The sequence below is a fragment of the Pullulanibacillus sp. KACC 23026 genome (assembly GCF_029094525.1).
Classification (GTDB): domain Bacteria; phylum Bacillota; class Bacilli; order Bacillales; family Sporolactobacillaceae; genus KACC-23026.
Genome location: NZ_CP119107.1, coordinates 4,153,224 through 4,178,441 on the forward strand (window position 1 = coordinate 4,153,224; position 25,218 = coordinate 4,178,441).

At 36.5% G+C, this 25,218-nt stretch carries 29 protein-coding genes and 1 pseudogene; 4 read left to right on the top strand and 26 right to left on the bottom strand.

All coding sequences use genetic code 11. The annotated features are described in order from the left end of the window. Positions 1-14: 14 nt before the first annotated feature. The 4 genes from PU629_RS19225 to PU629_RS19240 all read right to left on the bottom strand — a co-directional run bounded on the left by PU629_RS19225 (position 15) and on the right by PU629_RS19240 (position 3,448). Entirely contained in the window at positions 15-230 is a 216-nt protein-coding gene (locus PU629_RS19225) for a helix-turn-helix domain-containing protein (RefSeq protein ID WP_275281650.1), read from the bottom strand. 10 nt (positions 231-240) lie between these two features. After that, the gene (locus PU629_RS19230) at positions 241-723 is read right to left on the bottom strand and encodes a DUF2975 domain-containing protein (protein WP_275281651.1); all 483 of its coding nucleotides are present in this window, start codon (positions 721-723) and stop codon (positions 241-243) included. A 1,477-nt stretch (positions 724-2,200) separates the two neighbouring features. Continuing rightward, positions 2,201-3,094: an aminoglycoside phosphotransferase family protein gene (locus PU629_RS19235; RefSeq protein WP_275281652.1), complete on the bottom strand. Its 894-nt coding sequence runs from the start codon at positions 3,092-3,094 to the stop codon at positions 2,201-2,203. Between the two features lie 144 nt (positions 3,095-3,238). Continuing rightward, the gene (locus PU629_RS19240; RefSeq protein WP_275281653.1) at positions 3,239-3,448 is read right to left on the bottom strand and encodes a hypothetical protein; all 210 of its coding nucleotides are present in this window, start codon (positions 3,446-3,448) and stop codon (positions 3,239-3,241) included. Between the two features lie 185 nt (positions 3,449-3,633). Here PU629_RS19240 and PU629_RS19245 point away from each other — a divergent pair, with 185 nt between their 5' ends. Then, a complete protein-coding gene (locus PU629_RS19245; RefSeq protein WP_275281654.1) occupies positions 3,634-4,545 on the top strand; it encodes a thermonuclease family protein in 912 nt (303 codons plus the stop codon). A gap of 155 nt (positions 4,546-4,700) precedes the next feature. Here PU629_RS19245 and yjcZ read toward each other — a convergent pair whose 3' ends face one another. After that, positions 4,701-4,958, bottom strand: a complete 258-nt coding sequence (gene yjcZ, locus PU629_RS19250; RefSeq protein WP_275281655.1) for a sporulation protein YjcZ — start codon at positions 4,956-4,958, stop codon at positions 4,701-4,703. A gap of 235 nt (positions 4,959-5,193) precedes the next feature. Between yjcZ and PU629_RS19255 the strand changes: the two genes are divergently transcribed. Beyond that, complete coding sequence (locus tag PU629_RS19255) at positions 5,194-6,231, top strand: DUF3231 family protein (protein ID WP_275281656.1); 1,038 nt, start codon at positions 5,194-5,196, stop codon at positions 6,229-6,231. 356 nt (positions 6,232-6,587) lie between these two features. On the opposite strand, the gene PU629_RS19260 is transcribed toward PU629_RS19255, so the two are convergent. From PU629_RS19260 to PU629_RS22650, 6 genes are all read right to left on the bottom strand, one after another. Then, positions 6,588-7,160: a dienelactone hydrolase family protein gene (locus PU629_RS19260; RefSeq protein WP_275281657.1), complete on the bottom strand. Its 573-nt coding sequence runs from the start codon at positions 7,158-7,160 to the stop codon at positions 6,588-6,590. 710 nt (positions 7,161-7,870) lie between these two features. Next, positions 7,871-8,119, bottom strand: a complete 249-nt coding sequence (locus PU629_RS19265; RefSeq protein ID WP_275281658.1) for a cold-shock protein — start codon at positions 8,117-8,119, stop codon at positions 7,871-7,873. A gap of 65 nt (positions 8,120-8,184) precedes the next feature. Beyond that, positions 8,185-8,712, bottom strand: a complete 528-nt coding sequence (locus PU629_RS19270; RefSeq protein ID WP_275281659.1) for a GNAT family N-acetyltransferase — start codon at positions 8,710-8,712, stop codon at positions 8,185-8,187. 94 nt (positions 8,713-8,806) lie between these two features. Continuing rightward, positions 8,807-9,262, bottom strand: coding sequence for an NUDIX hydrolase (locus PU629_RS19275; protein ID WP_275281660.1), 456 nt, complete (start codon positions 9,260-9,262; stop codon positions 8,807-8,809). Positions 9,263-10,069: 807 nt separating this feature from the next. After that, positions 10,070-11,071, bottom strand: coding sequence for a phosphotransferase (locus tag PU629_RS19280; protein ID WP_275281661.1), 1,002 nt, complete (start codon positions 11,069-11,071; stop codon positions 10,070-10,072). 48 nt (positions 11,072-11,119) lie between these two features. Further along, positions 11,120-11,275 (bottom strand): DUF5694 domain-containing protein, encoded by a 156-nt coding sequence (locus tag PU629_RS22650; protein WP_481900457.1) that lies wholly within the window; start codon positions 11,273-11,275, stop codon positions 11,120-11,122. 172 nt (positions 11,276-11,447) lie between these two features. Between PU629_RS22650 and PU629_RS19285 the strand changes: the two genes are divergently transcribed. Then, a complete protein-coding gene (locus tag PU629_RS19285; protein WP_275284501.1) occupies positions 11,448-11,717 on the top strand; it encodes a hypothetical protein in 270 nt (89 codons plus the stop codon). Between the two features lie 102 nt (positions 11,718-11,819). Here PU629_RS19285 and PU629_RS19290 read toward each other — a convergent pair whose 3' ends face one another. The 15 genes from PU629_RS19290 to PU629_RS19350 all read right to left on the bottom strand — a co-directional run bounded on the left by PU629_RS19290 (position 11,820) and on the right by PU629_RS19350 (position 24,605). Next, on the bottom strand, positions 11,820-13,208 hold the full coding sequence (locus PU629_RS19290) for a PTS ascorbate transporter subunit IIC (RefSeq protein ID WP_275281662.1): 1,389 nt from the start codon (positions 13,206-13,208) through the stop codon (positions 11,820-11,822). Between the two features lie 23 nt (positions 13,209-13,231). After that, entirely contained in the window at positions 13,232-13,531 is a 300-nt protein-coding gene (locus PU629_RS19295; protein ID WP_275281663.1) for a PTS sugar transporter subunit IIB, read from the bottom strand. A 1-nt stretch (position 13,532) separates the two neighbouring features. Further along, positions 13,533-15,473, bottom strand: a complete 1,941-nt coding sequence (locus PU629_RS19300; protein ID WP_275281664.1) for a BglG family transcription antiterminator — start codon at positions 15,471-15,473, stop codon at positions 13,533-13,535. 883 nt (positions 15,474-16,356) lie between these two features. Beyond that, positions 16,357-16,755 carry a hypothetical protein gene (locus PU629_RS19305; protein WP_275281665.1) on the bottom strand — a complete coding sequence of 133 codons (399 nt, stop codon included), beginning with the start codon at positions 16,753-16,755 and terminating at the stop codon, positions 16,357-16,359. A 156-nt stretch (positions 16,756-16,911) separates the two neighbouring features. Then, entirely contained in the window at positions 16,912-18,711 is a 1,800-nt protein-coding gene (locus PU629_RS19310; protein WP_275281666.1) for a PDDEXK-like family protein, read from the bottom strand. A 470-nt stretch (positions 18,712-19,181) separates the two neighbouring features. Next, positions 19,182-19,592: a hypothetical protein gene (locus tag PU629_RS19315; RefSeq protein WP_275281667.1), complete on the bottom strand. Its 411-nt coding sequence runs from the start codon at positions 19,590-19,592 to the stop codon at positions 19,182-19,184. A 96-nt stretch (positions 19,593-19,688) separates the two neighbouring features. Beyond that, positions 19,689-20,138 (bottom strand): hypothetical protein, encoded by a 450-nt coding sequence (locus PU629_RS19320; protein WP_275281668.1) that lies wholly within the window; start codon positions 20,136-20,138, stop codon positions 19,689-19,691. A gap of 116 nt (positions 20,139-20,254) precedes the next feature. Continuing rightward, entirely contained in the window at positions 20,255-20,497 is a 243-nt protein-coding gene (locus PU629_RS19325; protein ID WP_275281669.1) for a hypothetical protein, read from the bottom strand. Between the two features lie 113 nt (positions 20,498-20,610). Then, positions 20,611-20,772, bottom strand: coding sequence for a DUF7674 family protein (locus PU629_RS22655; protein ID WP_481900458.1), 162 nt, complete (start codon positions 20,770-20,772; stop codon positions 20,611-20,613). Positions 20,773-20,826: 54 nt separating this feature from the next. Beyond that, on the bottom strand, positions 20,827-20,976 hold the full coding sequence (locus tag PU629_RS19330) for a hypothetical protein (protein WP_275281670.1): 150 nt from the start codon (positions 20,974-20,976) through the stop codon (positions 20,827-20,829). A gap of 260 nt (positions 20,977-21,236) precedes the next feature. Further along, positions 21,237-21,428, bottom strand: coding sequence for a hypothetical protein (locus tag PU629_RS19335; RefSeq protein ID WP_275281671.1), 192 nt, complete (start codon positions 21,426-21,428; stop codon positions 21,237-21,239). A gap of 90 nt (positions 21,429-21,518) precedes the next feature. Then, the gene (locus PU629_RS19340) at positions 21,519-21,869 is read right to left on the bottom strand and encodes a hypothetical protein (protein WP_275281672.1); all 351 of its coding nucleotides are present in this window, start codon (positions 21,867-21,869) and stop codon (positions 21,519-21,521) included. A 141-nt stretch (positions 21,870-22,010) separates the two neighbouring features. After that, positions 22,011-23,339 (bottom strand): group II intron reverse transcriptase/maturase, encoded by a 1,329-nt coding sequence (ltrA, locus tag PU629_RS19345; protein ID WP_275281673.1) that lies wholly within the window; start codon positions 23,337-23,339, stop codon positions 22,011-22,013. 536 nt (positions 23,340-23,875) lie between these two features. Beyond that, complete coding sequence (locus PU629_RS22660; protein WP_481900459.1) at positions 23,876-24,004, bottom strand: YxiJ family protein; 129 nt, start codon at positions 24,002-24,004, stop codon at positions 23,876-23,878. Positions 24,005-24,359: 355 nt separating this feature from the next. After that, on the bottom strand, positions 24,360-24,605 hold the full coding sequence (locus PU629_RS19350) for a hypothetical protein (protein WP_275281674.1): 246 nt from the start codon (positions 24,603-24,605) through the stop codon (positions 24,360-24,362). A gap of 48 nt (positions 24,606-24,653) precedes the next feature. Between PU629_RS19350 and tnpA the strand changes: the two are divergent. Beyond that, positions 24,654-25,075, top strand: a pseudogene (gene tnpA, locus PU629_RS19355) (IS200/IS605 family transposase). Positions 25,076-25,218: the final 143 nt, after the last annotated feature.

Sequence of the window (25,218 nt, forward strand, 5' to 3'; positions counted from 1 at the left end):
CTCCCCTAAAGTAGTTAACTTTCTTCGTCACTTCTGTATTCTAAAACATCTCCAGGCTGACAATCTAAAGCCTTACAAATTGCCTCGAGCGTAGATAAACGAATCGCTTTTGCCTTTCCATTTTTCAATATAGAAAGATTCGCCATTGTAATTCCAACCTTCTCAGAAAGCTCTGTTACACTCATTTTCCTTTTGGCTAACATCACATCAATATTTATTATTATCGCCATGTCATTCACCTCAGACCGTTAAATCATTTTCTGATTTTATATCAATTGCTTCTTTTAAAAGTTTTTGGAGTACGGCTGCAAAGACCGCAATAACCATTGAAGCAAAAGGGACAACCAATCCGATAAAGACCACACCCGGTGCATCGTCTGCTTCTGCAAAAAGATAGAAGAGAGGCAGAACTAACACGTGCAGAATACTGATTGTGATGGCACAATACTTGATTTTCTTTAATGAACTAACAGACAAATCGGAGAAGGCCTGATTTTTGTCAATATAGTGTAAAAGTTTGTAAGCCTGATACAAAGCAAAGTAAAAAGGAATCGTTGATGCATCGAAAATGATGAATACAACATATTTAATATAGGAAAAGTTTGGCAGCAGTTTAGCTGCAAGATTCGCAAGCTCAGGCACTAAAAAGATGCACAGAGCCAGAACCGGAACCCCCAATAGAATGACAGCTATTTTTAAAAACAACGTCGTTACTTTTTCCATAATCGGCACCTCAATCAGTTATTTGATATTGATTCTAAATTATTATTTATCGTTTTGCAATAAATTTTTATTGATTTATCATCATTGAATGTTGCAACGCCCATTGCTTTACATTTTATAGCAGGCGGATAGCATGTCCTTGTTACGCTCAACTGGAATAGGCGTAACGTCAGTCCTTTATTTCGGCATTCCCCACCGGATTCGCGGCCGATAGCGTATCCTCGTTACGCTCAAACAAAATAGGCGTAACCTCAGTCCCTTATTTCGGCATTCCCCACCGGATTCGCGGCCGATAGCGTATCCTCGTTACGCTCAAACAAAATAGGCGTAACCTCAGTCCCTTATTTCGGCATTCCGGCCTGTTTAGCGGAGAATAGCGTATCCTCGTTACGCTCAAACAAAATAGGCGTAACGGCAGTCCCTTATTTCGGCATTCCCCACCGGATTTGCGGAGGATAGCGTATCCTCGTTACGCTCAAACAAAATAGGCGTAACCTCAGTCCCTTATTTCGGCATTCCCCACCGGATTCGCGAAGGATAGCGTATCCTCGTTACGCTCATCCGAAATAGGCGTAACCTCAGTCCTTTATTTCGGCTTTCCGGCCCGATTTGCGGAGGATAGCGTATCCTCGTTACGCTCAAACAAAATAGGCGTAACCTCAGTCCCTTATTTCGGCATTCCCCACCGGATTCGCGAAGGATAGCGTATCCTCGTTACGCTCATCCGAAATAGGCATAACGTCAGTCCTTTATTTCGGCATCCCCCACCGGATTCGCGGGGGTTAGCGTATGCTCGTTACGCTCATCCAAAATAGGCGTAACGTCAGTCCTTTATTTCGGCTTTCCGGCCCGATTTGCGGAGATTAGCGTATCCTCGTTACGCTCAAACAAAATAGGCGTAACGTCAGTCCCTTATTTCGGCATTCCCCACCGGATTCGCGGAGGATAGCGTATCCTCGTTACGCTCAAACAAAATAGGCGTAACCTCAGTCCCTTATTTCGGCATTCCCCACCGGATTCGCGGGGGTTAGCGTATGCTCGTTACATCTAATCGGCCTTTGTGTAACGAGCATTCCTTAAAAGCAAAAAAGGAATGGGGCTGGGACATAACTAGCCAAAATAACTAAAAAAATGGGTCCACTCATCGCTTTAGATTGAGCGGGCCCATTTTTCGTTGGATTATTATCATGTTCTATAGTTTTCAGCCCCTTTAGCATAAACTGGCAGTCGGGGTCTGTCCAACACTCCCCTGAGGAACAGATCCTGAATTGTACGGTTTATCTAACCTCCACAGCGACTTTATAAGTTAAGGAAGTGCATATTTGTTTCAAATTGTTGCCTAATCCTATCATTCACCTTCCACTTTTGTAAGGCCGTTGTCCGGACACAAGGCATCTCTGAAGTCGGCTTATTTAAAGCATGTCTATGAATTTGCACGCTATTTTTATGGTTATGCGCCTCAAAATGGAACCCTTTATTATGAGATAGACTCTGCCAGATCCGCCACAATCTCATCCAGCGTTCTTTTTGCAAGAGTAACAAATTGTGGGTTTGTTTCTCGATAGTAGGGGATGATAAGTACTGCCTGGTGAAGCGCATACCCTCGGGCTCGAAGCCATGTATCCTTATCGGCATGGATGGAAGTTTGAAAGACTTTCCGCCCTTTGGAATTAAATATACTCCAAGCAGGTATTAGGTCAAACGCTGGATCTCCAATTCCCGCTGTGCCAAAGTCGATGACCGCTGCTAAACGTCCGGAATGAACCAAAAGATTTGTTCTAAGTAGATCAGCATGTATCCATACTGCATGACCGTTCCAGACAGAAGCTTTACATGAATCTTCCCATGCCGCTAATACTCTGTCTCTGTCTAACAAATCACTTGCCTCATCCATACATTCTAATGTTCTTTTATTTAACTCATGCAAAGGTGATCGTCCTGCCCTGGGCGCATCAGCTGGCACTTCAATTGAGTGCATCTCATTTATAAAATCAGCCAAATCTTTTGCAACCTCTCTTTCATCATGAACTAATTCATCCGAATAGATATTACCCTCAATCCATTTGTATACGGCCCAGTTCACAGGGTACGAGGCATTGGGTTGACCTAAGGCAATCGGTTCGGGGATTTTAAGTGTCAGGTAGGGAGCAAGATAGGGAATCCATCTCCACTCTTTCTCTATATCTGCCCACTCCTTAACCCTGGGTAGGCGAATACAAAACTCTTGTCCGAGCCTGTAGACATGATTTACCGTCCCAACCGAATTCACTGGAGTTATCGATAACGTAGAGAGTTCAGGGAGCTGCTCTTTAATTAACCCTCTAACAAAACTTAGATTAACGTCCAATTCATTGTCATGCATTCTGCTCATATTTTCACCTTCAATCTTATCTGATAGCTCTCCAAAGTCCCCTACCTTACCAATAACCCACTGAGCTTACTGCTAGCAACCATATGTCACTGTCGTTGGCGTTTATCTTCTTCACTTTGACGGATGATCTCATCAACGACCTGCTCAATCGGTGCAGTGGCGTCGAATCATCTCTTTAATCTCCGAAAGTTGCTTTAATATTTCCTTATTCTGCATTTCTAATTTCTTTATTGAGTGAGTCCTAGTTCTCTTTATTAAAGATGAAATGCCTATTACAACAACAATCAAAATAATAATAAGAACAAATAGAACGACGAGTTGATAAATTATATTTCCCACACTTATTTGAAGCATTTTCTCCTCCTCCTTAAGCTGTTCCTTTCAACAAAAATACAATAATAACAATATTCTTAATTATATACAAAGAAATAGAGTCATGGTCATTCACTCTAATTTTTTTAAAATAAAAAAGCTATTTCCAAATTCCATTTATTTGGTATGATTAATGGGCTTACCAACAACATAAGAGGAGATTGAAGATGAAGGTCATTAAACAACTTAGATATAGCCTATTAGCCTTACTGGTTCTGTTTTTAGGATACTCTGGCCTTGGGACTACCAACAACGTTGCCAACGCAAGTACGAAACTTGTTCCTGCGGTCGTTTCAAAGAATGTTGATGGCGATACGATCCATGTAAAGATAAATGGTAAGGATCAAACAGTAAGGATGTTATTGATCGATACTCCTGAAGATGTTGATCCACAGGCTCCTGTTGAACCGTATAGTTACACTGCTGCCAGTTATGCCAAGAAGAGGCTTCCTGTGGGTAAACATATTTACCTGCAAGAAGGAAAAAAAGGCTATACAAAAGATAAATACGGACGACTCCTTGCCTATGTCTATCGTACTAAAACGGATATGTACAACTATGACGTTGTCAAAAAAGGCTATGCAAGAGTGGCCTATATTTATCCACCAAACACGGATCACCTTTCCACTTTACAATCAGCTCAAAGTTACGCCAAATCTCACAAACTTGGAATTTGGAGTCTTAAGGGGTATGTGACGTCTAGCGGCTATAGTCATTCCATTTCTTGTAGTTACGCAGCAAAGAACCACTACTCAACTCGTACATGTACACCAAGTTCTTCAAGCTCTAGCAAGTCATCGGCAAGCTCTTCAACATCCGTAACAGGTACAACGCTTAACGTTAAGCATGGCCAGTATGCTTCAGTGACGGTTAAAACTAAACATGGTGCAAAAGGAACAATCGAAGTCGATTATAAATCAGGGCCTAGTCATGCTTCCGGATTAGGGGCTAAAACCGCCAACAGCAGCGGAATGATTTCATGGAAATGGCGAGTGGGTACGAATACGACACCCGGAAAATACCCTGTCATTATTAGAGTCAATGGTTCTACAATTAAAAAGACCCTAACCGTTCACTAAGAATTGATTGGCATAAAAGGGCTTATGATACCTGCCTTAATTTTGGAATTCTTATCATACCGCAAAGTCCTGTCCTTAATGCTTTAAGTGGCGACAAATCTCTTCGAATTGTTATTCTTTCAGTAGAGGTTTGCCCCCCAAAAAAACATCACCATTCAATCTCGACAGCGGGCCTGTTGATGTTCTCTTCCATCATGAAGACGAATATTGACAGGTCTATTCATGTGTTCTCTTTCAATGAGGTTACGATAATATTCCGGTCCCCCTTTCTTCCCTCCTCTAAAACAAAAAATTAGGCCACTTAGAGGAGGGGAGTGACCATTGCCTTTAATAATTACCAAATACACGGTGCACCCACCAACGATGATTAAGAGGATAAACCACACAATATTAAAGGCGAATCCTGCCCCCATACGATATCCGACGCCTTAGCAGCAACTCCACCGTCTCCTACATAAGCCCTGCCATCCTGTTCGTTTTCTAAAAAAATCAATTCTTTTTTAATAGACGTAAGCCGTTCCAATGATATATAAGGGCATTCCGGCAATTTTAGATCAAAAAGGAACAGAAAATAATTAAATCCTATTATACGTTCACCATTTTTAGGGATACTACTTATTAGCCATGAAATAAGGAGGTACACACAAAATGGACGATACCAACCTCTCTGACCTCAATCATCATACGAAATTAACAAGCAGCGAAATGGCCACTCTTTGGACTACAATGTTGGCTGATAGTTCTATGATTGCTTTTCTTACACACTTTGCTGAACACAAAGAGGATGAGGATGTAAATCTTTTTGTTAGGAAAGCGCTCGATACCGCTATTGATCATAGAGATTCTGTCGCTGCAATCCTTGAAAACGAAGGAATTACAAGGCCTATTGGCTTCCCTTTAGATAAACACGTTAATTTGAAAGCACCTAGATTGTTCACCGATGTTTTTTATTGTCATTACATTTTGCAAGCCTGTAAAGCAGCGCTACTGAATCATAACAACTCCTTTACTGCTTCATCTCGGAAGGATGTTGTAACACTCTTTCAAAGATTTTATTCGGATACCAGTACACTCGTTATTGAAATGACAAATATGATGCAAGGAAAAGGCATTTATATTCGACCACCTTACATACCTTATCAAGAAAAAAGTGATGGTCCCATCAAGAAAAACAGTTTTCTGGGTGGTTGGTTTGGAGCTAAAAGACCTTTGCTTGCAAATGAATTAGGTCAGTTATTTGATAACAGCTATTCGAATCAAATGGGAAGAGTGTTGTTGAATGGATTTATTCAGGTGATAAAAGATAAGGAAATACAAGAATACTTCATCAGGGGAAGGAAACTTGCAACGAAGTTTGTTCATAGAGTGCAGCAGATGCTCGAAGATGAATTAGCACCACATGGAATGATATGGGATTCACAAGTTACAACATCAACTGAATCGCCTTTTTCAGACCAGTTAATGCTTTACTTAGTTGGAAGTCTCAATTCAGTGGGACTAGGGAAATTAGGATTATCTCTCGCTCAAACCCTGAGACGAGATGTTGCAAGTTTTTATATGAGCTCATTTACCTTAACAACTGCTTATTCCGAAGACGGGCTTAATTTGTTGATTGATAGGCAATGGATGGAAGAGCCGCCTCAATGCCCAGACAGAAAAGAAATTGCCAGCCAATCTAAATTATAAACAACTTGTTTTAGAGTTATTTGCGAATGAGGGCTCTTTCTAATCCGTTAGGAAGCCCTCATTTTTATATCCACTTAATCACATCCACCTCGCAGTACCTTTTCTAAGCAACTCTGGTGAATCATACATAAATAGAAGGATGCTAATCACTGTCTCGAAAAGCATCCTCTTATTTTTGGTTATGAAATTAGCTGATCTTTACTGCCTTTATTTAAAAATAAATCACCTGGATTTGCTGTTTACCTAAATTGCATTTAATAGATCACTAACACCTTATCTTATTGAAAGCACGCCTATAGAAGAAACTTAATACATAAATCTGGTTATATCCCAGCCTTGAATTTTTTTGGTAACAATTATGCGAGAAAGTCGAGAACCCGCTTGACCACAAGTTTCGTCGCGTCAGCATCGTAACACGGCAAACTGCTGTCGGTAAAGAGATGTTCCTTGCCTTCGTACAGAAAAAGTTCAGCTTGATTGGCAGACGCCACAAGATCACGGGCCGCGTTGATATCGCCGTCTTCAACGAAAAAAGGATCTTCACTCATGGCGTGAACCTGCACGGGCAAGTCGGTCGGCCACTCAGATTCAAACGCAGAAGTCGGGAGGCAGGCATGAAAAAACAGGGCACCTCTGGCTCCTTCACGAGTTTGGGCGAGCTGCTGCGCTGCCGGGACACCGAGTGAAAAACCAGCATAGACGACATCGCGTGAAAGCTCACTGGCTGCCCGAACACCGCGCGCGCTCACTTCTTCAAATCCAATTTCCTTAACAAATACCAAGCCTTCCTCCAGCGTGGAAAATATGCGGCCGTCAAATAAATCTGGCACGTGCACAGTATGCCCCGCCTCTCTCAGTTGATCGGCAATGGCTTCAATCCCCTTCGTTCGGCCTAAAACATGGTGCAACAACAAAACTTCTGCCATCATTTTCTCCCCCAATTTAAAAATATTTCATATGTCTTAAGTTTCTACAAGAAAGCCTGTTTGACCTGCCAGAATTACGATTTAGGGGTATTCCCCCAAGATATACCAACTCTGATTTTTCTAATTAACTAAAAAAAATAAAACCAAAGGACTCGTAATTTAAGGGGTTCACTTGTGAGGTGCAAAACTCTAATTAAAATGCAATCTATTACCTATTTCATTAAATGGCTAAAGCGGACTTTCTAAATAAGCGGAGAAATTCCGCTTATTTAGAAATCGACATTAAAAATAGCTAAAATAGACGGAAAAATTCCGACTATTGACTCGAAAAACATGAAAATGGGTCATTTCTTTTTGTTTAAGCGGAAAAACTCCGCTTATTTACGACAAACTGAACGCTATTTTGGTTGATAACGGAAAAATTTCCGCTTATTTCAACGATCACAGTGACTCTAAAATTTCTTGTTAACCATTACAGTCCGTTTTTTACTTTAAGAACAATTCAATAATCTAACTTTTATTTTAACATATATATCCAAATGACTTGGTAATCACCCTACCTTTCACTTGCTCAATCACCAGTTAATTCACACACCTCCAATAATTATTTCCACCCATGCCAACATTTGAGTTCAGCACGCTTTTGAATCGCTTACTATTACTTCTTATATAGCACACACGCCGTTGTAGCTTAATAAAGAGAGCATCTACTTTTATACATGTTCATCATCAATAATTTCTACATTTTTAGCAGTTAGTTGCTGCGAGTCACTTGCGTTAGGAATTTCAATTAAATCAAAAACAACTTTTTTCCCTTCTTTAAGGCTTTTATAACTATTTCCCGATATTATCTCAGAGAAATGAACGAATACGTGATTACCATCTATCCCATCCAACATGATTCGACCATAACCTTTCTCTTCTTTAAACCATTTAACTATTCCTTTTCTCCGTTCCACCATTTCCCCAACCCTTTCTTGTATCGCTTTTTTTAACAAGGAATTCGATTAGCTATGGCTTTTAAAGCTTATAAAATTTTTATCATATGAACGTCGTTTGGTTCTTTTTCAAAAAGTTCAGTGTCCACATTAGGCGTAATGGAAGAACCATGATTTGAATAAAACTTAACCGCTGATTCAGTTTCAGTAGCTGATATGTACAATTGTCTAGCTCCTCTTTTGGCTGCTTCTCTACTTAATGCTTCAAAAATTTTGCTCCCAATGCCTTGTCTTCGATATTCCCTTGTTACATACATAAGATCTATTTGAAGTTGATCATTGTCTTTACCCCTGAATTTGTGTTCAAGGACAGCAAATCCAACTAATCTATCTCCATCAAAAGCACCATATGCAGCCCCACCGCTACTAACTTCATATTCATACCTTGAAATAATTTCCTTATAGTGATCCTCATCCCAATTTGGACATTCGTGCAGCACTTTTGTCTCCTTAAGTTCACCTTCAATACACTGGTAAATCAGCTCAATCGTTTCTGAACGATCAATATCACGAATCTTATAAGCTTCCTCTAGATTCATAGAGACAACTGAAATCATTATACAATCCCCCCCTTTAAGAATGTCTGCCTATATTTAAAGGTGAATACGACTGCACTTCCATCAAGTACACCCCACCCTATGAAAACACTCACTATAATAATTGTTTTTTAAAGATACAAGTTGAGTGTAGTTTATCATTTAATAGACTTTCTATTATTTGTCTTATCACATGCGGTTCTCTTAAATCCTTGTCTTCCATCTTTGAAAGTTCATTTAATTTTATCCACTTGCTATCGACTATCTCTTCTTCTTCAAGCTTTAAGGTTCCTCCAACGATCTCAGCAGTAAAATGAAATAATATTACTTGGTTATCTGTAATACTGTTAAAATTATATACACCAGTCGTATTTATTAGGCTTACGTCAAAACCTGTTTCCTCTTTTACTTCTCTTTTTGCAGAATCCAGAATGTCTTCACCGTATTCAATTCGACCGCCTGGAAAATTCCACTTATTAATTGCAATTGGCTTATCTTCCTTTATGATTAATACTTTGTCATCTTTAAATATTGAGACACTAACCACTAAAATAATATTTTCACGGCTCAAATATGTACACCTCAAACCCATTTTTAAGTTTTATCAAATTAAATATCTTCTTTCACTAACCGACAGCAAAGCCTTGCTCACAAAGCATATCCGTTTGACCAGATAAAAATTTCAACGGATTTTATAAACACTATCATTCCCCAACCTTAAATAGCCTTGAGAAACATTAAATTGATAATTATGTTCTTTAAGACATTGAATATCATCTTCCATTGTCCCTCTAGAATAATCAAGATTATCGGATTTCCGTATAGGTTAATAGATATTTGTTTCTATATACTCTTACATCGTCATCCGAATTGAAAAGTCCATTTTTATAGGCTATTTTTAATTGGATATGGTCGTCTTTGTCATTAACTGTGTAGATATGTTGTTCCCTCAAAAAGACAATATCTAACGAGCCTAAAATAGTAACTACTATTACAAAGATTGTTCCGATGGTTATTAAAATAGGACCTAAACACTGTTTTTGGGGTAGGAACCATATAAAAAATGTAATTAAAAGAAATTCAAAAGTAATTACATTTATTATAAAAAACATGGTCCATTCGGAATATGCCATAAAGAAGATATATTCATTACTAGGTCTCAGTATCCCGTACATATCAATTAGGTTATAAACAATTAATACAGTAAACCAGACTACTTTTTTGGATTTCGAAACAAAAATTAAGCTTTTAGAGATAAGAATTTCCTCCTTACTATTTATAAAAATAGAACCAAACCAATTTTTTTATAATGCCCTACTGAGCGTTAGTGAATAAGAAAATGGCGACATCAAAACCCCACGCCATTAATAACGAGTCATTAATCTTGATTATTAAGCCAATTAACTAACTTTGAGATCTTCTCCGCATAATCTCTAATTTCCTTTATTGTTCCTATCACTTGTGTCGTCCCTAGCTTTTGCTCCTCTTCATTTGAACATTCAATCCACAAGGAACGCTTTAAATTATATTCAAGCCAACCTAATTTACCTAAGAAGCCATTTTCTAATACCATAGACCAATCCGCCTTAGTTTCTCCGTATCCCTTTTTATATCCATTTATAAAAGCGAAGAATCTTCTTTTATCTACATTACCTGTCTCATCTTCTGACCAGTAAAGAGCTGTTTCAATTAAATCTTGCATAGGATTTATATAACCAGCAGACTCCCAATCAATAAAAACGGGACCACCTTTATACCATAAGACATTTTTAGGATCTAAATCTCTATGACTAATTACTAAATTTGCTGAAAGGCATCTTTTGGCATTGATCGCTAATGAAGTCCATTCATAAAGTTTATCAACAATTTCAAGTAGCTGTTCTATCCATTCATTATTACTCTTTTGGCCCTTCTCAATGTAATATTTCCAGTCTATGCATGGTTCATTGTTTCTAAAATTTCCTATGTTAAGCTCCGAAAAATCTGTCCTATGTATTTCAGCGAGTAAAGAACCTATCTTTTCACAATGACTACAACTAATTGAAGTTGTTTTAAGCGTTTCACCCTCTACCCAATCGAAAACCATATAAAAGTGGTTGTCCATTTTTAAAACAAAGTCACCATTAATTATTTTGGCTGGTGCAGCAGGTACTTTCTTTGATACCAATTTAGCAATTCTCTCTGAATTAATATAATTATTCATCGCATCAGGTCTTATCATAATTTGAGGATTTAATATTTTAATGGCATATTTTCCATCATTCGTTTCAACCGCATACATCTTATGCAAAAGACCACCTGATATTGGTATTGGAACACCAACTATTTCTCCGAGTCTGGACTCGATACATAACTTTTTAATCAATTGAAAATCAACCATTTTATAGTCCACCTCTAGTTCAAGCACATTTTAAGATAATTAATAATTTCAATTCAAAAAAGGGTTTATAACCTTCCATCCTTTACCTTTGAATAATTTTTCTAACATCCATAAATGGTCGCTTCCTATGATTAGCATAATCCGTTCTTTTTGACTCCACGTGATTTGGAGAACATTTTTAAAAATCATTAATTCTCTTTCCATAAAAATCAAGAGTTCTTAGCATTAATCCGATATTCCTTCAATTTTTTTATGAAATGGAACGTTTGCTCCTTCGAATGAAAACGATCTTTTTTGGAATTATAATGCTTCTTTTGTTTCCGGAAAAGTGTTTACTCTTGCAGGGTTCCCTGAGGACTATACCTTCCCAAAACAAATGGCCAATGGCCCTAAATATAAACAATCCAGAAATTCTGTTACGGTTCCCGTTATTAGACGAACTGTTAAAAATATAATTGCTGTTCTTGAAGGTGGTACCATGGTTCACGATCAGGACCTTGCCTTACAAAGACAAAAAAAGAGACCAACACAAAAAAGTGTTTGGTCTCTATTTTTTTCAATCGTGCAAGGTGAAAAAAGGATTATATCGGCGTCCCTTATTAATCAATGGTTTAAGCTAATTCAAGTTTTTCAGTTTGCCCAATAAAAAAGTAACGCTTTTTTTAAAGTGCAGGACATTTAATCCATATACAGATAAAAGAAGAAGTTAAAGCCCTGTGTAAGATAGGTAGTTAGCTTCTTTTTTCCTTTAAGCAGCACCCATTTGATTATATGATTTTTTTTTATCTCGAGCATTGAGTACCATGCTGAAAATAATAACCACAATAGTAAAACCTACAATAAGGGTAGTCAAAGCACCCACACCCAATTTACCTATATTCCCCACAACAATACCCGGAATCAGATAGTCCGTGTCCGCAAAAGTAGCCGAAGCACCAGCTCCAAACGAACCCAAAGCCGGAATGATAAAGAGTGGTAACCAAGAAATCAGCAAACCATTAAAGAATGATCCGAGCACCGCACCTCGACGACCACCCGTAGAATTCCCATAAATCCCAGCAGCAGCACCACAGAAGAAATGCCCAACGACACCAGGAATAATCACCGTCGTTCCCAAAGCGAGCATCGCAAACATAGACAGAGTCCCTGTAATGAAAGAAACAAAGAAACCAATCAACACTGCATTTGGAGCATATGGAAAGATGATTGGTACATCAAGTGCTGGTTTTGAATTTGGCACCAATTTTTGAGCAATCCCTTGAAAAGCTGGCACAATTTCAGCCAAAATCATCCGAACCCCTTGAAGCACCACTACAAAACCGGCAGCAAATGTTCCTGCTTGTACGATGGCAAAGATAATATAGTTCGTACCACTAGAAAGTTTAGTTTCTACAAAGTGAGGGCCAGCAGCAATTACCAGTAAAATGTAAACCACAGCCATCACAAGCGAGATTGAAACCGTTGAATCACGTAAGAATCCAAGGCTCTTTGGAATATTTAACTTTTCTGTTGACTTTTCTGGATCTGGATTACCAAAGACTTTCCCAATCCAACCTGAGAATGCATAACCGATATTCCCTGTATGCCCCATCGCTACATTGTCAGTGCCCGTGATTTTACGCATAAACGGTTGACAGAGCGCAGGTGTAACCGTGAGCATAGTCCCTTCAAAAAGTCCGCCCAACAGAATAGTAATCCAAGAATCTCCCAAACCTGCCGACACAAGAATAACCGCAGCCATACAAGACACATAAAGCATCGCTTGACCCGTCAAAAAGATATATTTAAAACGTGTGAAACGAGCCAAAAGAATATTGACCACCATACCGACCAGCATAATCAAAGCCGTTGGTGTACCAAATTTCACCAAAGCAAGGGCAACAACACCCTCGTTAGTCGGAACAATCCCAGTTACGTGAAAAGCATGTTGGAACATAGTCGCAAATGGTGTCAGCGAGTTAACCAAAATCCCCGCACCACCCACAAGTACCAGAAAACCCGCAAAGGTTTTAACCGTTCCTTGAATCACAGCTGTCGCTGGCTTTTTCTGCAATATAAGACCAAGCATTGCAATCAACCCTACCAAAAGCGCGGGTGTTGTTGCAACAGAAACTATAAAATTAAGTAACCCATTCATTAATTATCGCTCCTCTACTCCACTTAACCATGGTTAATCCCATGACGATCCAGCACACCATTCAATGCTTCACGTGCGACATCTTTGTCAATAATTGATGCCAATGGCACAATTTTTTCTGCTGGAATATTAGGTAAAGCCGCCACCAAAGTTGCTTCTACAAAAAAGTAATCCGCAGCCTCTGGTGTAGCTGAACCTACATCCATGTGATCCAGTTGAAATTCATTCACATCCAAACCTTCTTCTTGTAAAATCGCCTGCAGATTCATTTGAACCATGAAACTTGTGCCAAGACCTGATTGACATACACATGCAAATTTCATACTATTTTTCTCCTTCTTCTGTTAAAAGTATTTGTTCTATTTCTTCGACAGTAGTCGCTGTTAATAACAGTTCTAGCTGTTCCTTGTTGGACAAAATTTTTGCGAGCGTCGATAAAGCTCTAAGGTGAGTTTCATTATCAATCGCAGCTAATACAATAAAAATCTTAATCTCATGCTTAGGATCGTCCATTAGATATACAGGATGTTCGCATTTCAAAAATGACATACCCAACTGATTGACTCCATCTTCTGGCCTAGCATGTGGCAAAGCAATCCCCGACCCTAAGTCAACATAAGGACCAAACTCTTCCACTTTGTTTAGGATTGCTGTAATATATTGCTCTTCAATCTCTTTTTTCTCAATCATTGGTTGAGCAGTAAGCTCAATCGCTTCTTTCCAGCCGAGCGTTTGATTGGTAAATTTTATTTTATCTTTAGTTAATAAATCTGAAAGCATTACTCCTGAGATTCCTCCTTCTTTTCTATTGTTATTTAACTTTTTATCAATGATTCTAAGTAAATCTTTCTTAGCCATTGGAGCTTTTATCGTGATGTATGGTTCTATAGCTTTTAGTATTTTTTGAGCTGATGGTTTCACAAAGCCTGGGAGATTAAAGTCCTTTAATAACTGATTATACAATTCATTTTCTTCCTCCATCTCCGGAAAAATGGACATGAGATAGACTTTTTTGTCTGATTTGACAGGCACTGTTGAAAAAATGACATCATAAGAATTTTTAGGTAATTTCTCAAAATGCGAAACTGACGTGCTCAAGATAAATTCCATTGAGGGAAACAAATTTTCCAGCCGTTTTTTCATAATCAAGCTTGAGCTTATCCCATTCATACATAGAACAATGGCACGCACTGGTTTTCCAGAGTACTTATTCTTATAGATTTCTCCACCAAATAAGATGACAAAATACGCCAGCTCGGATTCAGAAATTTCCCCTACCAATTCTTTCAATGGGACAAGTGCCGAATCCATGAGTAAAAATAACGAGTGATATTTCTTTTTAATTCGCTCCAATAGGACATTCTCAAGCTCAAAGTGATTTTTTAGTCTAAAATAGGCAGGAATCAGATGCGAAAGTAACGCCAAAAAGGTCTTAGTGAAGTCTTCAAATTCCACCGCTGCAAGCTTCATTACGTTTTCCATGATATTAAAAGCCACACGATAAAGAAAATCTACATTACCCAAGCTCCCTTTCCCATCCGACATCCCAATAATTAATGCTTTGAACAATTCTTCTTCGTTGTCGGATGGATGTTTCACAGCACGAGATTTGAGTACACCCACATAAAGAATCATTGGGATATAGCGACTATGTACTACTTCCAGCTCCATCTTTTGCATTAATGCTCGAAGTTCTTGGCTAATCTCAAAAATGCTCAATGGCTGATTTTGATTCAGAAATTTCGATAAAACATAAAATTCATCTTGTGCGGACAGCTTTTGGAGAAAGTACCACGCCTTCTGCCTAAGTGTGACTTCATCAGAGTCAAGATAGAATCCCCTTTTGCGAGAATACTCTATCTTTATTTTTTGATTTTGCAATAAAATTCTCAACTTTTTGATATCACTCAAAATCGTATTTCGGCTGACCTCCAATAAATCTTGAAAATCATTGACCGAAGTCTGCTTTAGCTCAGAAAAAACTAGAAGATATATCAATGCCTGTCTTTTAGACTCTGAAAGTATAAATTTACTTTTATCAATAGAAAAACGTACTTCTTCAAAATTTTGTATTTTTTTTGGTATAGCGAGCACTTCATTTTTATACTCAAGTGTCCTTATACCTGATTTTTCTAGTTTGTCATTAACCTCCTCGATTTTCCTCTGGAAAGTATTTCGATCAAGTTTTGTTGCTTCCAAAGCTCTATTCAGCTTCCAGAAAGATTGATCTGAAAAAAGGATGATATCTAAATCATAATCTATCATGTAGATCTCCTTCTTCCTTATATTTTTTATTATAACTAAATTATTTCCTGAAAATTGACGTTTTCAGTACAAAATCAAGATTCAAAAATGGCATAGATTGGACTTGTCTAATTTCTTTTAATAAACAACACAATAGTATCAATAAAACATGGGATTACAAGAAGAATTTCTCGGAAGGGTTTGGAAAAACCAAGAACGAACAGTCAAATCGGATACTAAAATGGATCATCCTACAATGACTTATTTTAAAGAGTTGTTCATACCAATCAGACTAATATCCACCAATTGTTTTTTTACAGTCCTAATTTAAAGTATAAAGTCGTCAGCAATACTAACACCAACAAGTTATTGAAAAAAATTATTAGATGAGTTAGAAATTGAGCCAATAACTGTTCACGGACTACGGCACACTCATGCAAGTGAACTTCATTATCAAATGGCAACCATTCAATTATGTAAGCGAGAGACTTGGTCATAGTGACATTGAAATAACCTTAAAGGAATATATCCATGTTCTAATGGAATCGCGTTTGCATGTGAGCAAGTCACAGTGAAAATATTTGAGAGTATGATTGTGTAAGATAGGTGTAAAACGCATTGGAAACATATCGTGTTCTATCGATATTCAATAAAACAAAAAGCTCATAAACCCTTTAAAATCAAGGTTTACGAGTTTCAATGTTTTTTCTATCGTAACGTAAATATTTATAGGTATACCGGTGGTCGGGGTCGAACCGACACTCCGTGAGGAACACGATTTTGAGTCCCCTTATAATACATAGAGTCATTTGATCCAATAGTATCAAGGATTTCTATGAAATCTTTTAAAATTGGTAACACAATTCACTATACTTATGCCTCAAGGTCCTTTATTTGTCAAGCATCAACCAATCTTCTTATTAAATTTAGCAAGACCCATCACTTTATATTTTTTTATAAGTTCAATTTCATGCCTTCGAGCATCCTCTTCTTTTTCATACTCTGCCACAAAAATATAATCAAGTTTACCTTGCTCCATTAAAGCTTTATGCTCAAGATTTCTCCTATTACTTGACCTTCTGCATCGATACCAAAGACCACTTCCGACATAGACCACATCACCATCTAGTAAATGTTCATAAACAGTGTACATGTTTGTTCGTCTTAGTTTATCGGCGTCAAAATTATATTGCTTAATCAGATCAGTGATCTTTTGAAACGGTACTCCATAAATTTTAGCAATCTCTTGGTTTGTCATTTTACCAGATAGATGTTTAACAAGTTGTTTTTTAGTTGGAAGCATAAAAAATCACCTCGTTAGTGTTATAGATAAAAAAAACGAGGTGTAAATTATGTCTAACTAATTTTTCTTATTTAATTGTTTTTAGATTAATAAATTTAGATTATGCTCCAACACTTTTATAATGTACAGGGGCTGCTGTTAGCTGTGTAAAACTAATTATTCAAGCTTACTAAACGTTTCTTCATAAATTATTTGTAGCTTTTCTAATATGTTCTGCAGTTTCTTGTTACCATATAAAGCATTAAATTTCTCAATTATCTCAGATTCATTTAATCCTTTAATTGAAATGGTTTCAGTATGAATATGAGTAAATTTGGCTTCTTGACGAAGTCCTTTTTTATTAAATTTAATTCCTCTTTCTTTTATACTTTCCATTAATTGTACCCGTTTATCGATTTCAATTGGACCAATTTCCAATGTAAAGTAAAGTGAATCTGGCGGATCAAGTCTCATCCAAAATAGAAAAGGCCCATTATCCCACCACCATTTTTCTCTTGTTTCTCCTAATTTTTCTTTAAATGCGTCAAACAATGGAATTTTAAAAGATAGCAGTCGAGATGAAACTCGATAATGATTTTCAGGGATATTTTTAGATTCCATCCATTTTTTAAATGCAATATGAACCATATTTGTTCTGTCTATTGTGTCAGTTTTCAATAGTTGAGATACTTCATTTTCTACCGGATTTCTATTATTTAGAATAGCAGCTATTTGTTTTCTTAATAAAGTAAATTCTGGACTATTATATAGATCCATCATTACTTGTGTAAGCTCTGCCATATCATCCCACTTATTAACATCCATTTTTTCTGAGAAAAATCGCGTATAACGTGCTTTCTCTAATTTGGAATCTTGCCTGATTTTAAACCCTAATTTCTCCAATTGTTCAAGTAATATAAGACGCCTAAAGTATTCCATTGGTCCTATTTCAGCAATAAGACGTAAACGCCGATCGTTCGACTGTTCAAACCAAGTAATTAATCCTTTTCCCAACCAATAATTTGGTTCTCTTAATGGAATTTTACTAATAGCTTCCCATTCAGGTGGTAATAAATAAGGTGTAGTAGGATGAGCATTATATAGAACTTCTCCATTAAATTGTTGATGAATGAACTGTTCAAAACTATATGAAAGAATGTTCTGTCCATGGTTATAGATATAATCAATAGTATTTTTATATTTCATCTTGAATTCAAATTGATACCCTAGTTCCATTTTTAATTGCTTATTTTCTAAAGCCATTTGCCCAACTAATTCATCTATTGTTTGCTTATGATTTCGATAAATATCAACAGCTTGAAATATTTGATCTTGATTTGGATAAAACTTTTCTTTCAATATTTGGTTGTAATCTTCAATAAACTTATAAACATTGTCACTCAATTGATCCTTATACAACATAAGAATTGTATCTAAAATCATTTCAACTCTTTCATAAGTTTGGATAAAATATTCATTGTTTGAAGGTTCTTCCCCGTCAAGCGTTAAGTAAATTGGAATCACTTCAAAATCTGTAAATTCACATTGAATAAAATTCAAATAATCATTTAGTTGATTTTTCGATTCTGTTGAATACAATTTATTTTCAATCAGAAATATATATTTCAATTTTGGGTTGACAATTAGTAGGTCAATAAAGCGGTTTTTATCTGTTCTTACTTCACGATATACATGACTTTCTATTAATGAATGGTTAAGGATTTTACCAATACTTTCATAACGTGAGTTGCTGCCATTTTCATCAATGAGGACAAGGTGTTCAATCATTTTCCGTAGAAAGTAGTCACCTAAACTATGATTTTCTTTGGGGTTCAGTAACCATGCCAAAATATTCGAGTGACGGATCTCATGATTCTCTAGCCTTAGAATTTTTAGTGTATTAAATGAATTCACTTGTTGGTTGAGTTGTTGGAAGGTTTTATCGTTTTCTAATTCAAACAAATCTCGAATTTCCATTACATCCACTCCCATAATTCAGATAAAATTTCCCAACACTTTTATTCTATCTAAGAATAGCATTAGACACTACCATTGTGCATACGTGGCTATAACAACCTTTTATCTTCCCCAAGATTGCCTTATCTCAAGCTTTACAAGAACAAAAAAACTCGATTTTAGATAAACATAAATTGGAATTGCGAATCTATGTTCATAAATAACGAGGTTTTATCTAAAAACTTATTAAATATTCATGGCTTTTAAACTGAGACCTAGTTCAGCAAAGAAAAAGTGCGGCAACGATTCAACTCTTGCACCCGTTAGTCTCCATGCAGCGCAAAAATCGGCGCTGCACTACAATGAATGAAAATATGCTTGAAGTGTCAATACTGATCTTAATCCAATCCAGTCTACCCTTTTTATATTTTTTCAGCTTTTCTCCTCTTTTTTTAACCATTCAGTGGGGTTTTATTTAGTGATGACCCATGTTAATATTGCCACCATTCTTTAACAGCAATACTATGTGATTTCTTATTTTTATCTATAATATCAACCGAGCAATTATATTTTTCAAATTTCGCTTTATATGGATTATTTAAATCAAAAACTATTTTTGCTTTAGCTGAAATAACATAATCTAACGGAATATTCCCACCTTCTAAGTGACGTTCAAAATCCTTTCTTAAATCATCTAAAGATTGCTTTATAACAGGGATTTCAAAAGTTCTTGGTTGAATACTTCTTCCTAGAATATCTATAACAATACAATCTATATTTTTATCTTTTGCAATGTTATATAAATGTTCAACTACATACCCATTATCCCGATAATTCATAAGGCTTAAATAGCTATGAACGGTATTATGTCCTATACTTTTTAATAATTTTAACTTAGCCATCCCAGCACCTTCTATCCTTATTTCGCAGATTAATTAATGGCACTCTTCTTCAACTCTATGAACCGTAAGTAAAGAAGAAATTGCTTTTGCTCTATTTTAAATTCGATGTATTAAGGAAATGGTCGGAGGTTCAGTTGATCCTACATCAATTATATGATTTAAAGCATTTATACCATAATGTTTAAACGGACCTGGGTGAAAATCGCTTGCTATTGTACTGACATTAATAAAATCCAAATATCTGGATTTAGAATAAATACAAAAAGCCTTCCCATCATAAACCTCGTACTGATCCCCAACTGTATAGGCTTCGTTTCTTATTGAATAAGCAATGTACCAATCAAATACCAGTCGAATGATTGGAAGTGATTCATCAACATCAATAGAGCCATAGGAATCTGATTGACTTACTTCTGTTTGTTCATTTTCTTTAACTCCCTTAATTATAGTTCTATCTAATTCAAGTACCAATGTACTATCACTGGATTCCGATATTGAATTTAAATACAAGTAACCTTGGTAATTCATCAATTCAGAGTAATTCACAAAAGTCACCCTTTTCTTTTTAATCATGAACCCAATAGTACAATTAGAAAAAGAGCCGGAGACCAATCATTGATCTTCAACTCTAGCACTCGTTAGTTGAGCGAACCTACCCTTTATTATAGGTGTTTAATATCAATTACCTCACTCGAATATGCCTTTAATTGTTGTATAGCTACTTTGTCTGCATTTTCCTTAGTATCAATTAAAGATAACCCTTTTTTAATCGGAGACCAATACTCAAATCCATCAACTTCCTTCCACTTATATACTTCTGTTGAAAAGAAACCATTCTCCCTTTGAATTATTTCGACTTTATACCGTTTACTTGGAGACAGAAGCTCTTTTATTACTTGCTCCAATATTTCACCTTCTTTAAGGTCGGTTCCATTATTTCATTCTTCAGCTATCCTGACCGTTTGCAATAAGAAAAGTGCTACAACTGTTAACTCTCTCAATATCTTGCAGCCATAGCTCAATACCTTCCCCAAGACCTTTCTATTTCATCTGATAATACTCTAGTTTCTTTTCCCATATATTTTCGTGCAATATTCAACACATTCCTATCGTCACCAAGTCTTTCTAGAATAGTGACACACAATATATTCACAACATCATCATTTCCTTGGGTTGCCATTATCTCAAATAAACGGAAGAGCCTCTGTAATACTTTAGGGTTACCCTCGATAATTTAATCTATAAAAAATTCATTACAATCTCCAAAAAAGACGTGAGGCAATAGTTCTTCGTAAAAGTTTAGATGTTCTTTTAATACAGGATCTAAGTCTTTAAATTCTTTAAATTCATCAATAAGTTTATTTATTGTTTCCATTACGTCCATATATTTTTTCCCCTTTAAACTAAAAACGTACAATGACTTGTTCAACCTTCCTGAACCGAGTGGAATAAGAAAAAAGAGCCGACGACCTTTAAACGATCTTCAACTCTTGCTCTATTTAGTGGAGCCAGCCTATTACCTACAACGACTAAATACTCTTTCAAAATCACCATCTATTATTAGTTGTTCAACAACACTCTCAATATCCTCTCGCCTAATCCTATTAACTAAAATCATATCGCTTGACCAAAAATATTTCCCATTTAAACACTCAACTGTTTGTTCATTTCTTTCTCAGAGAGTGTAAGTATGTTTCGATAAGTGAAGAACGTAGCTATCCACTCAGTTCCGTCCTCAAAATTAACCTTAACATCTGTATTACCATCTTCTTCATTTCTATTTTGCTCTTCCCAATGTTCGGCTTCAATCCAAATAAATGAAGGATTTTCTTTCACTGTAATTCCTCCAGCCCAAAACCTTCTCTTAAACTCCCTTCACTCAAAGAGTACGGCGACACCCTTGTTGAACTATTGCACTCCGTTAGTTCAATAATTACAAATATAAAAACTAAACCAACTTACCCCAACAATTGTTGGAGATGAACCAATACCTTCAAATTCAACTTGGTTGCCATTTAATATATGAGGACCAATGACACTGATTTCGCCACCTAGTTTACTCACAAGATGAAGAGTCTTGAATACGGCGTTTTCAGGTTCAGCTATTTGTAAGGTTGTATAGCAATCTAACTTATATTTTGATTGGTCTTTCCAGTATTGTTCTAATGAGAGAACTTCAATTTCGCCAATTACATTTGCTAATCTATTGATTACTCTTTGTGCCTTCTCTTTTGTTGTTACATCCAATAAAATTCCCCAAGTTATGTCTCTAAACATATTAATACCCCTTGATATTTTGCTTTTCTTCTTTCACTAGTCGAGTAGAATGGAGTCTTTCCACCTTTCGGTAGATTGTACCCCACCCCCTCTCAGAACCGTGCTTGCACTATTAATGCACACGGCTCCTCCAGTTCTCATTCACAGAATATAGTTGATCTCTTTTCTTAAGTCATATATATTAACCTTCACCCTTGGAGAAGGTAATGGATATTTACTAAGAAAGAGTCTGAATTTCTCCCAGGTGAATGACTTTCTTTGACTTCTCCTGTTGAGCCACTTAAATAATAAGTATCCGATTTTGTCCCTAAAGTTTAACACGCTTGGTGTATTGTCTGTAATGCAGTAATAGTTGTAATAACCTATAAGTGAGCGTTTAAATCGATCCATTATCATATGGATATTCTTACTTCTATTTTTCTTTAACCACTCTTTAGACTCCTTGAGTTTACTTTTGACTTTCTTACTGCTTGATTTCCGTTTCATCCGAAAATCCCCTTTCTTACTCCTCCCGCAATAGTGGGTAAAGCCAAGGAAGTCGAAAGTTTCGGGCTTGCTATTCCCTTTTTGTTTTGCATCTTTCTCCGCAAATTTTCCAAAGGAAATAATTTTAGTTTTATCTTCAGCTATTTCTAACTTAAACTTCTTAAGTCTGAGTTTTAATGATTGAAAGAAATCGAGAGCCTCACTCTTATACTGAAAACAACAAACAAAATCATCTGCGTATCTCACCATATATGCTTGTCCCTTGCACTGTTTTCTGACCCTATTCTCAAACCAAAGGTCGAGGACATAATGGAGATAGATATTGGCTAATATCGGAGATATTACGCCACCTTGCGGTGTCCCAGTATCTGTTTTGTACTTCTTACCTTCCTCCATATATCCACCTTTTAGAAACCTACCAATTATTCTAAGTAGGTTAGGATCAGCGATTCGCAGTTTTAGAAACTCCATCATCCACTTGTGGTCAACGTTGTCAAAGAATCCTTTAATATCTACATCTACGACATAATTAACTGATCTCTTTTCGATATAGTGATTCAGTATTTTCAGGGCATCGTGGCAATTGCGATTTGGACGAAAACCAAAAGAACAGTCCAGAAAATCATTTTCATAGATGGTATTTAGTATCTTTGCAATGCCCTTTTGAACTATTTTGTCCTCGTGTTCTGGTATTCCAAGCGGTCTTTTCTTATTCGAATTAAGTTTTGGAATATACATTCTTCTTACAGGAACAGGGCGATAACTTTTGCTTTTAAGCTTACTTACTAAGTCCTCTATGTTTTCTTTTAAATTTTCACCGTATTGTTCTTTAGTTGTACCGTTAATCCCAGTTGCCTTCTTATTAGGTAGCTCAATATGACATTGAGCGAGTGAATGCTCATTAAGTAAATGAGTAAGAGATGTAAATTTCATTTTAGGATCAGATTTTGCTAATTCTGCTATCCTTAATAGTTTTGTTTCCATTTAATGTTCCTACCTCTGGGTGTAGTAAATGTGTCCCTAGTAAGGACAATAACTGGTAGTAGCCTTTCCTCCATCGGCATTACCCGATTTCATTGGTACTACGCTACTATCCGACTCCCTAATGCGGCATTTGGTTTCCTTGCTTGTTATCGCTTGTACACCATACTCTTCATAAAAAGAAAAGACCGATAGGGTCTCCTGAGTTGCCATATCATATCAATGTGTTACGTGCCAAGGTCTCTGACTCCAGAGAGGTTTTACCTTTCTTGCCATTAACGAAAGATAAAATGTAGCTTTCTGCTATGCTTAAGGCATCAGCCCTCTCAAATTACTAACCTTATGGAGCTCAATCCCTTCAACCACTTGGCTTTCGGCCCGCAACCTAACTGTCTACGCTTAAAGACTAAAGTTACCTTTAGTCCTCCAAGACTCGCTACGAGTGAATGGCTAGTTCTTTCTCGACGGGAATCCCACCCGTTATATGATACGACCTAAGCTCAGCCGCACAAGCATTTGTTAGTTCATAAGAAATTTTCCTATTTCACAACGTATAACAACAATTTTCTTATTTCTTCATAATTTTTATATTCCTCAAAGAACCCTTTATAGCTACTAATTTCGGATTCTAAAAACTTATATTGCTTAAAGGAATCAAAGAAAGACATCTGTAATAATTCAATTTGATGTTCAGGAATTTGTAAGCGTCAAATCGTCTTTTTACTTTCTCTGTTTCTGTATGCAATCGAAAAACAAAATCTTCATAAGAAGCGGCAATGTCTTTATCGTCTACTTTGTACCATTCTAATATCATCGAATCCTACTCTCTTGTTTGAATACTATCACATTGACTTTGTTTTTATTATATAGGAGACATAATAAAAGCAACATCATACACAATATGAGAAAGTTGCTTCACATACATAAAAAGACCCACCTTAGCCTGTAAGACAGGAGTGGGTCTTTTATATCAAGGTCGTTTATCGAGGATACTATAAAGGTATAAAAATATCCTCTCTTTACTTAAGCGTAGGATTGGGTTTCATCATTATTATTTATTGTATAAACAACTTCATATTTAGATTTCTTTAAAATTTCTTCAACATCCATATCGTGAATACTAATGACTCGACATCCGGATTTCAAGAATTTGAGCACCTCTTCGTGTGGCCAAAATAATTGATCCATAGCACTTTTAAAATTCATTCCATTATGGACAACTAAACTAATTCTATCATTTCTCAATTTCTCAAATTCATCTTCATCCATAAGAAGACTAATATAATCACGTTTCTCTATTTTTGTTCTAACTAATACATCTGCAAGTATAGAAGACAAGTTATATATGGGAAACTTAAAAAGGATATAGATTGATCTTAAGACAATTATGTGAAAGAAAAGGTGTAGAAATTATTGAAGCCGAAGCCTGTAAAGATCACATCCATATGCTTGTAAGTATTCCACCAAAAATAAGTGTTTCATCCTTTGTTGGATACTTGAAAGGGAAAAGTAGTTTAATAATTTTTGACCGACATGCCCATTTAAAATATCGGTATGGGAATCGGAAATTTTGGTGCAAAGGATTTTATGTTGATACAGTAGGAAGAAATAAAAAAGTAATTGAAGAATACATTCGAAACCAATTACAAGAGGACGTAGTTGCAGAACAATTAAGCATGTTTGAATATATAGATCCATTCACAGGAGAGGAAATTAAGAACAAAAACAAGAAAAAATAAAAGAAGCCCTTTAGAGTAGCTGGGAAAGTGGTGCGGTTGGGGAATCTTTCAGTACCCTTTGAAGGGCTGGCCAGTAACAGAGGCTTTCAGCCGTCGAACAAACCACCCGTTATCACGGGTGGTTTTGATTTTAAGCTAAGATA